The following is a 7,763-nucleotide window of genomic DNA, read 5'->3' as shown; positions in this document are numbered from 1 at the left end:
GAAATCGCTAAGATCCTGCCGTTATCATCATAGGTGTCCAATGGCCTATTGATGTCCGTATCTATAGAAAATTCAAAAATTGTCGAATCAAGCGGGAAATGACAAAAAGCAGGGATTTTTGAATTGACCGAATATTCCTTTTGTTCTAAAAAGAAGCCATCATCTTGGTTTCCTTTAATGTAATTCACGTTTAAAATACTATCATTCTCATAAAAAACATAAGGTCCATCCTTATCCCAATCCATCATTTTGGGATTATCTCCATAATGCATACTTGCTCCGTGATAAAGGCCGAATGAAATAACGGACGTACCTAATAACAATAAGGTTACGGTTATGTGTTTTACGTACCTAAAGATTCTTTTTTTCATATTTTTGGGTTTTTAATTTCAGCAAACCTAAAGTTGGTTGCATCACTTCCAAAACATATGTGACAAACAGCCAACACAGATTTATAAATGGTTTCTTGATGCGGATAAAATCACTTCATCACGTTTTTGCTGCGTTATATACCGCATGATCGGGTGTTTGTCAACTTTTTTTCAAATGATTCCATATCCTCGTAATATTGCGTCATGAAGTTTAAAAAACACCATAGAAAACGGGCCATACTATTTTTAGTATCATTGGCGATGATACCCATATTTATCACACTTTATGAAGTGATTTTCACGGAAAATAGATCCGTTATGTTTTTAGGGGATTACAATCCTAAAATTGTAATTGTTGTTATTTTCTATTATGCGTTCCTGCTTTGTTTGGGTGCTTATTGGTTTATTCGCCAGCTCATTTTTATTTCAAAATTGAAAAACGAAAAATCAAAAGTTGAATTAATGCTCTTGAAAAGTCAAGTAAGCCCACATTTTTTCTTTAATATGCTCAACAATTTATATGGTTTGGTAGCCAAGGATGCAGAAAAGGCACAAGAGTTGATTCTAAAATTATCCGATCTGATGCGCTACAGCATATATGAAAGTGACAACGAAACGGTAACGTTAAAGGAAGAAGTTGATTATTTAAAGAATTACATTGAACTTCACAAAATGCGTTACCATAAGAACATTGTTGTCGATTTTATTTGTGATATTGATGAAAATAAACAGGTTACCCCATTACTGTTCATTATTCTTTTAGAAAATGCCTTTAAACATGGTGTTGAGAATTTAAGGGAAAATGCAAACGTAAAAATCAATTTTACTTCGTCAAAAAACAATATAAAATTTGAGATAGAAAACAATTTTGATAGTTCAGAAAATCTGAAAAACGAACCCGGAATAGGTTTGAAAAATTTGAAGCGAAGATTGGAATTGACCTATCCAAATAAACACAAACTACGATTTACGTCCACTGAAGACAGTTACAGCGCACAATTAATTTTAAATTGATATGATAACCTATCTAATAATCGACGATGAACATATAGCGCATGATATCATAAAAAGCTATTGTGACTTATTGCCAAATATGCGCTTAATGAAAGATTGCTATGATGGATTGGAAGCATTTGAATATTTGAACAAAAATGAGGTCGATCTGATTTTCTTAGACCTCAATATGCCCAAACTGAAAGGTTTTGATTTCCTGAAAACATTGAAAAATCCACCAAAAGTTATTGTGACCACTGCCTACAAAGAATTCGCCCTTGAAGGATACGAACTCAATATTTCTGATTATTTATTAAAACCCTTTGGATTTGAACGCTTTTTAAAGGCCATTAATAAAACGTTTATTAATTCAAATTCCCAAGAGGTTGTCCCGACCAAAGAAAATGGGATTTCGAAGCGTATTTTTCTCCGAAGTGATAAAAAGTACACACAAGTGGAAATTGATAATATCTTATTTATTGAAGCATCAGGCAATTACACAAAAGTGATAACGAAACTCGAAACCATTACAGTTCGGGAGAAAATATCAAGTGTATTGGATGTATTACCGAAAGAGGATTTTTTGCAGGTTCACAAATCATTTGCTGTTGCTCCAAAGCATATCAAAAGCATTGAGGGCAACAGGATATTCATTGCTGACCATATTGTTCCTGTTGGAAAAGTCTATAGAACCAATATCGTTCAATTATTACAGTAAGTGTTTTCCAAGTATTTGCCAATGATCAACACTAAGAGCAGTTGCTGATTATTGGTTAATTCCAGTCAAACCGTGATAAAGTTTAGGCGGATTGGAAACCATGTTTTTTTCACTTTCCCTGCCAATACTAATGCAAAATGCTACAAACAGTGTTTCTTATCGATTTTCCCATTTAACTGGTGATGCAGGTGGTCTCCTTTTAGCTGAACCTAAGGGTTGTCTCCATGAACATGTCCACATTTATGGAGACCTTAACGGTGTTGCATATTTAAAATGAATAAACCAATACCTTGAAGGAATAAAAGGTAGATTAAGCCCGAATGATTTTTTTGAGACCTTGATAATGAAAATCATTGGAATAGATATAAAGGGTAAAATTGTCATTGCCAAAATAGATGTACCCATGTCAGGCAATAATCAGTATGTCTATTTATCCCTAGCCAATGTTAACGATGATTGGAAAATCGTGAAAAAACCATTCCACACAAAGAATAAATAAACGATTACGTTGAACCAAATACAGAACAAATTGGACTAATTCCGCCCATGGGTGCCCGAAAGAATTTTTAGCTTTATCTTTTTTCAACAACTTCAGTTCTGCATCAATAATTACAAAAGGTCCGGTCTACCTTTTGCTATTGTGATTTGTATGGGCAGATAACGATCATGCACGGGAAAATGGAAGTGGATTTATGAATAATTTCGAAGGTTTGGAATTTGGATAGTCCATAAAACCAAATCAAACACACGCAAACGAGATGTTGATGGAATCGTTAAAGCTCAAATATACGTTGTGATAATGCAGAATCAATATTTACACATAATCGTAAAACTTGAGCCTAGACCGCAAGATTGGATGTCTATGCCCGAAAAAATTAAGTAAATAATAAAGTTGTGAATAGTGCGAAAAACCTAGAAATTGAGTAGAATTTAATGATAAATTGTAACAAAAGATAATATAAAAAACCTATCATAAACTAAAACTCGAAACTGTGAATACGAAAATCTTAATGATAGTAAGTTCAATATTCATGATGATTTCTGGACTTGGATTAACCTTTGTTCCTGAAGAAATTTCTGAATTCCTAAATGCAGGTTTAAACCAAACTTCAATTCTATTTTTACAAATTTTGGGTTCTTTATACTTGGGATTTGGAATGCTAAACTGGATGACTAAAAACATTCTTATCGGTGGAATTTATAACAGGCCTTTAGTTGTCAGTAATTTAGCTCATTTTTTGGTAACATCTTTTGCCTTAATAAAAATTGCAGGAAAATACACTGAAAATAAATTCCCAATTATACTTACTTTAACTATAATATACACTGTTTTAACTTTATGTTTCGAATATGTATTTATGAAGAATCCGAATAATGTATCTGGTACGAATTGAAAAGTATGAATAACAGAAAAACAGAAATAATAGAAAAAACTATACCCCTAACCTTTATTTGTAATGGAGGAAAAATTGGATCAAAAAGATAATGGCCAAATTATTTAAAAATATTTACAATCAAAAATTCTTTGATGCTTTGATTGATGCGGTACTGCAAATAAAATCCGATTTTGATAAAAAATCATTTCTGACAAGCATTTTTGATAAAGAATGGCAAAATAGAGAATTAAAGCGACGAATGAGGCACATAGCTATTGTATTAAAACATCATTTGTCCGAAAATTTTAGTAAAAACGTAGATACACTATTACTGTTAATCCATCAATTAGAGAATAATGGAATTAAGGAAGAATCCATTGAGTTTATGTTTATTCCTGACTTCATTGAACTATATGGTTTAGAAGATTATAACACATCCGTAAAAGCTTTTGAAGGAATAACACAATTTACAAGTTGTGAATTTGCAGTTAGACCGTTTATCATCAAATATGAAGATAAAATGATGAAACAAATGCATTTATGGGCAAATCATAAACATGAAATGGTTAGGAGACTTGCAACTGAAGGTTGTAGACCAAGATTACCTTGGGCAATGGCAATTCCATCATTGAAAAACAATCCTGACCCAATTATTCCTATACTTGAACGGTTAAAAAACGATCAATCAGAAACCGTAAGAAGAAGTGTTGCCAACAATTTAAACGATATTTCAAAAGACAATCCAAATACGGTTATCAGACTTGCTAAAAGTTGGCAAGGAAAGACAATAGAAACAGATTGGGTAATAAAACATGCTTGCAGAACATTGTTAAAACAAGGAGATTCAGCTGTTTTGAAATTATTTGGCTTTGGTTCCGTTGAAAACATAAAGATCAACAACCTCGAAATTACGACACCTAAAGTCAAAATTGGAACATTCTTAGAGTTCACTTTTGAACTCAAAAATATGAATAGCTCAGCCACAAAAATAAGATTGGAATATGGGATTTATTACCAAAAGGCAAATAGGACCTTATCAAGAAAAGTGTATAAGATAAGTGAAAAAGAATATCTGGAAAATTCATTAACAATAATACATCGCAAACAGTCTTTCAAAATTATTACGACAAGAAAATTCTATTTTGGAAAACATCAATTATCAATAATTATTAACGGGAAAGAGTTTAATAAAATTGATTTTGAGCTGATTGAATAAAGTACAAACACACAACACTATGTATAGTCCATAGCCGAGCCATTGCATGATTGGTAGCTTGCACTCCGCACCAACATTTTGGCATATTGAAATAGGAGGAGCTGTGCCGCCGGCTACGTGCTATGTAATTTACCGTTGTAGCTAATTTGAAAAAACGATGTTCAAAATTAAATGTGCATAAGGTATACTTAGTAAAATAACCAGGCTAAGACCGCAATAGAAGAATGATAAAAAATAAAAAAGCGAAATGGATTGTTCCTGTTTTTTTACTCTTTGGGACAACGATATCCTTGTTTTTTGTACCATGGATTTTGGTAAAGGCATGGATATTACCATTACCCGATACAATTCAACAACAAGTAGATGAAGCCATAGGACATGGATTTGATGGAATGATAGTTTACATAGACCAAGCAGGAAAACAACCGCAATTTTATACAGGCGGATGGAAGGATAGAAAAATGAAAGTTCCAGCCGATCCAAAATCTCTCTTCAAAATTGGCAGTATTAGCAAACTTTATACATCGGTTGCAGCCACCAAATTAGTCAAAGAAAATCGCTTATCTTTTGATAAAGCCCTCACGGACTATCTGCCGGAACTCAACGGAAGAATAGAGAATGCCGAAGAAATCACTTTAAAGATGATGATTCAACATCGGTCCGGGATTCCAAATTATACAGGTAATCCAGAGTATTGGTTGGATGAACATGGGAATGGTAAAAATGCCTTAGATTTTGCCTTAGACTTACCTGCCAGCTTTAAACCGGCCAAAGGATATGAATATTCCAATACCAATTATTTGTAGCTGCGTAAGATTATGGACAAGGTTTTAGGATACGATTATAACGAATATATCAAAGAAAAGATTTTAAAACCTCTCAACTTTAAAAATACATTTTTTTCGATCAACGAAGTGGATATGGAAGATGTAATGAGTGGTTATTATGTAGGGTATGACGAAGATTTTAAAGCTCATGAATATGGAATGTTGGCCACAGCAGAAGATGTTGGAATTTTCTTGCGAGCCTTAAAAGATGGTTCAGTATTTGATCTTGGAGAACAGGAAATCTATCCGTATGAATATAATCATGGAGGTTTGGTTGTTGGTTATCAAAGCCTTGCGGAATACCATAAAGATATTGATGCGGTAGTTGTTCAATTTATCAACACTACGGATTTTGAAGGTTATGAATGGAATCTATCGGAAATTACGATGAACCGAATTGTGAAAATCATTAGAAAGAAAAACTAACCACAAAAATGGGTATAAAGCATAGGGCAGACATTGGTTTTCGCACGTTTGCGACACTTAATAGACTTTGTTTCGGGCCTTCAGATAAGAGCTCCGAAACACCCTACTTCTCATGCACTAGACCGTTCGACACTGTTAAAAATGAAGAACGAAAGTATAAACATATCATAAAGGTCATTGTGCACACAAAAAGCTTATTAACTGAAGTCCGCCATAACGTATACACTAAATCGTCACCTATAATTCACCCGTAAGGAAATAAAAATAATGTTAAAACCGTATATGAGATATTCCATCAGAAAAGCATTTACCCTATTGTCAATGCTATCCTTAACTTATTCTTGCGAAAATAATAATACGGATATAAATAAGGATGCTGTATCAATTGAGGAGGACCCATATAGAGGGATAAGAACACCGGGGTTAAAAGCTGAAATTTTAGAATATGACAAAACCTCTATGGAAAATTGGAAGTTGGGCAATAGTAACGATTTCAATGAATTTTACTTTATCAATATGTTGAACAATCCTTTTGAACCTATTGTTATCGTTTATCGGCAAGAAGGAAGCTCTTACAACATTAAAAAATATAAATTCTACCCAATTGATAGTGAACATACTGATATTTTATATTCACGAGAATATTACATTGAACGAACAACAAAGGGTTGGACAAAAATGAAAAGCTTAGGACCAATGTTCGATAGGGATGATTGGGGTATTATGACTTTGAACATATCAAAAAAAGGAACCATAGTAATAGATGATGCCAAAAATGGCGATGTTATTCGAATTTCACGAATTAAGAATGGTATACGAGAAGAACCAAGGCCTTTAGGAGAAGAAATCAATACCGGAAAATGGACTGCCCACCCTTATATAGCGCCGGATGAGTCTTATTTGATCTGGGATAGTGAAAGAGAGGAAGGATATGGCGGTGCTGACCTCTATATCAGTTTCCGGCAGAAAGATGGGTCTTGGGGAAAAGCAATTAATCTTGGAGAAAAGATAAATACTAAACTCTGGGAGAACGGAGCTAGAGTAACCCCTGACGGCAAATTTTTAACTTTCAGCAGGTCAGAAGAAATAGTAAGAAAAGATGGTACTAGTTATTGGGCTGGAAATGGACAATGGGTATCAACTCAGGTAATTGAAAATCTTAGGCCCAAAGAATAACAGGTGATAAATGAATTCAAAAAATGGCAAAAACTCTTGCCAACACCAACTAAACTTGATTAAAACGAATTTTGGCCAAACCATTGGCGGTCTCATTTAAAACAAAAATTAAAATATATTGGAAAGATGATAAATAGAAATGTAGCTTTGAGAGTTGGGAGACCAACAGACAACCTTGAAAAAATAACTGAAATGTACACCAAAGGATTGGGCTTTCAAGTAATTGGCGGATTCGATAATCATGGAGATTTTAGCGGTAGGATGGTAGGACATCCTAAACATCACTTTCATTTGGAATTTACCACTCATGCAATTGAAAAAGCGGGTCGTGCGCCAACTTTGGAAAATTTATTGGTTTTTTATGTACCTGATAACAATGAGTACAAAGAAGCGATTGAAAGAATTTCAAAATCGGGATTTAAAAAGGTGAAATCATTTAATCCTTATTGGGAAGGAGGAGCACAAACATTTGAGGATTTAGATGGCTATAGAGTAGTCATTAGTAATGCCGAAAGTCCCTTTTAGTTTGAATTCCATAAATAAATAAAACAAACTTATGGACTTGCAACAAAAAAATGGACAATTAGATAAGAGTCATGCCGCTGATTTTTGGTTATACATTTCGTTTTCAAATTCCTCTATTGTTTTATAGTCCAATGT

At 33.6% G+C, this 7,763-nt stretch carries 7 protein-coding genes and 2 pseudogenes; 8 read left to right on the top strand and 1 reads right to left on the bottom strand.

Annotation, left to right across the window (positions count from 1 at the left end):
* Window positions 1–371, bottom strand: a pseudogene (locus D2V08_RS17510) (metallophosphoesterase); the annotation flags it as partial.
* 204 nt (window positions 372–575) lie between these two features.
* On the opposite strand from D2V08_RS17510, the gene D2V08_RS12840 reads away from it, so the two are divergent.
* The 8 genes and pseudogenes from D2V08_RS12840 (at window position 576) to D2V08_RS12805 (ending at window position 7,628) form a co-directional block, all read left to right on the top strand.
* Window positions 576–1,385, top strand: coding sequence for a sensor histidine kinase (locus D2V08_RS12840; RefSeq protein ID WP_119608565.1), 810 nt, complete (start codon window positions 576–578; stop codon window positions 1,383–1,385).
* A 1-nt stretch (window position 1,386) separates the two neighbouring features.
* A complete protein-coding gene (locus tag D2V08_RS12835) occupies window positions 1,387–2,082 on the top strand; it encodes a LytR/AlgR family response regulator transcription factor (protein WP_119608564.1) in 696 nt (231 codons plus the stop codon).
* A gap of 277 nt (window positions 2,083–2,359) precedes the next feature.
* The gene (locus tag D2V08_RS17880; protein ID WP_119608563.1) at window positions 2,360–2,581 is read left to right on the top strand and encodes a nuclear transport factor 2 family protein; all 222 of its coding nucleotides are present in this window, start codon (window positions 2,360–2,362) and stop codon (window positions 2,579–2,581) included.
* Between the two features lie 493 nt (window positions 2,582–3,074).
* Window positions 3,075–3,476, top strand: coding sequence for a hypothetical protein (locus D2V08_RS12825; protein ID WP_119608562.1), 402 nt, complete (start codon window positions 3,075–3,077; stop codon window positions 3,474–3,476).
* Between the two features lie 91 nt (window positions 3,477–3,567).
* A complete protein-coding gene (locus D2V08_RS12820; protein WP_119608561.1) occupies window positions 3,568–4,674 on the top strand; it encodes a DNA alkylation repair protein in 1,107 nt (368 codons plus the stop codon).
* 224 nt (window positions 4,675–4,898) lie between these two features.
* Window positions 4,899–5,927, top strand: a pseudogene (locus D2V08_RS12815) (serine hydrolase domain-containing protein).
* A gap of 282 nt (window positions 5,928–6,209) precedes the next feature.
* On the top strand, window positions 6,210–7,103 hold the full coding sequence (locus tag D2V08_RS12810) for a TolB-like translocation protein (RefSeq protein ID WP_220473404.1): 894 nt from the start codon (window positions 6,210–6,212) through the stop codon (window positions 7,101–7,103).
* A gap of 126 nt (window positions 7,104–7,229) precedes the next feature.
* The gene (locus D2V08_RS12805) at window positions 7,230–7,628 is read left to right on the top strand and encodes a VOC family protein (RefSeq protein ID WP_119608559.1); all 399 of its coding nucleotides are present in this window, start codon (window positions 7,230–7,232) and stop codon (window positions 7,626–7,628) included.
* The last annotated feature ends 135 nt before the right edge of the window (window positions 7,629–7,763 follow it).

This window comes from Flagellimonas lutimaris (assembly GCF_003581615.1).
Taxonomy (GTDB): Bacteria; Bacteroidota; Bacteroidia; order Flavobacteriales; family Flavobacteriaceae; genus Flagellimonas; species Flagellimonas lutimaris.
Note: the sequence above shows the minus strand (reverse complement) of the source record. Positions and strands in the feature narration are given on the sequence as shown.

Excerpts from the sequence above, each read along its gene's own strand:
- D2V08_RS12840 (WP_119608565.1), top strand. The coding sequence starts at position 576 with ATGAAGTTTAAAAAACACCATAGAAAACGGGCCATACTATTTTTAGTA.
- D2V08_RS12835 (WP_119608564.1), top strand. The coding sequence starts at position 1,387 with ATGATAACCTATCTAATAATCGACGATGAACATATAGCGCATGATATC.
- D2V08_RS12820 (WP_119608561.1), top strand. The coding sequence starts at position 3,568 with ATGGCCAAATTATTTAAAAATATTTACAATCAAAAATTCTTTGATGCT.
- D2V08_RS12810 (WP_220473404.1), top strand. The coding sequence starts at position 6,210 with ATGAGATATTCCATCAGAAAAGCATTTACCCTATTGTCAATGCTATCC.
- D2V08_RS12805 (WP_119608559.1), top strand. The coding sequence starts at position 7,230 with ATGATAAATAGAAATGTAGCTTTGAGAGTTGGGAGACCAACAGACAAC.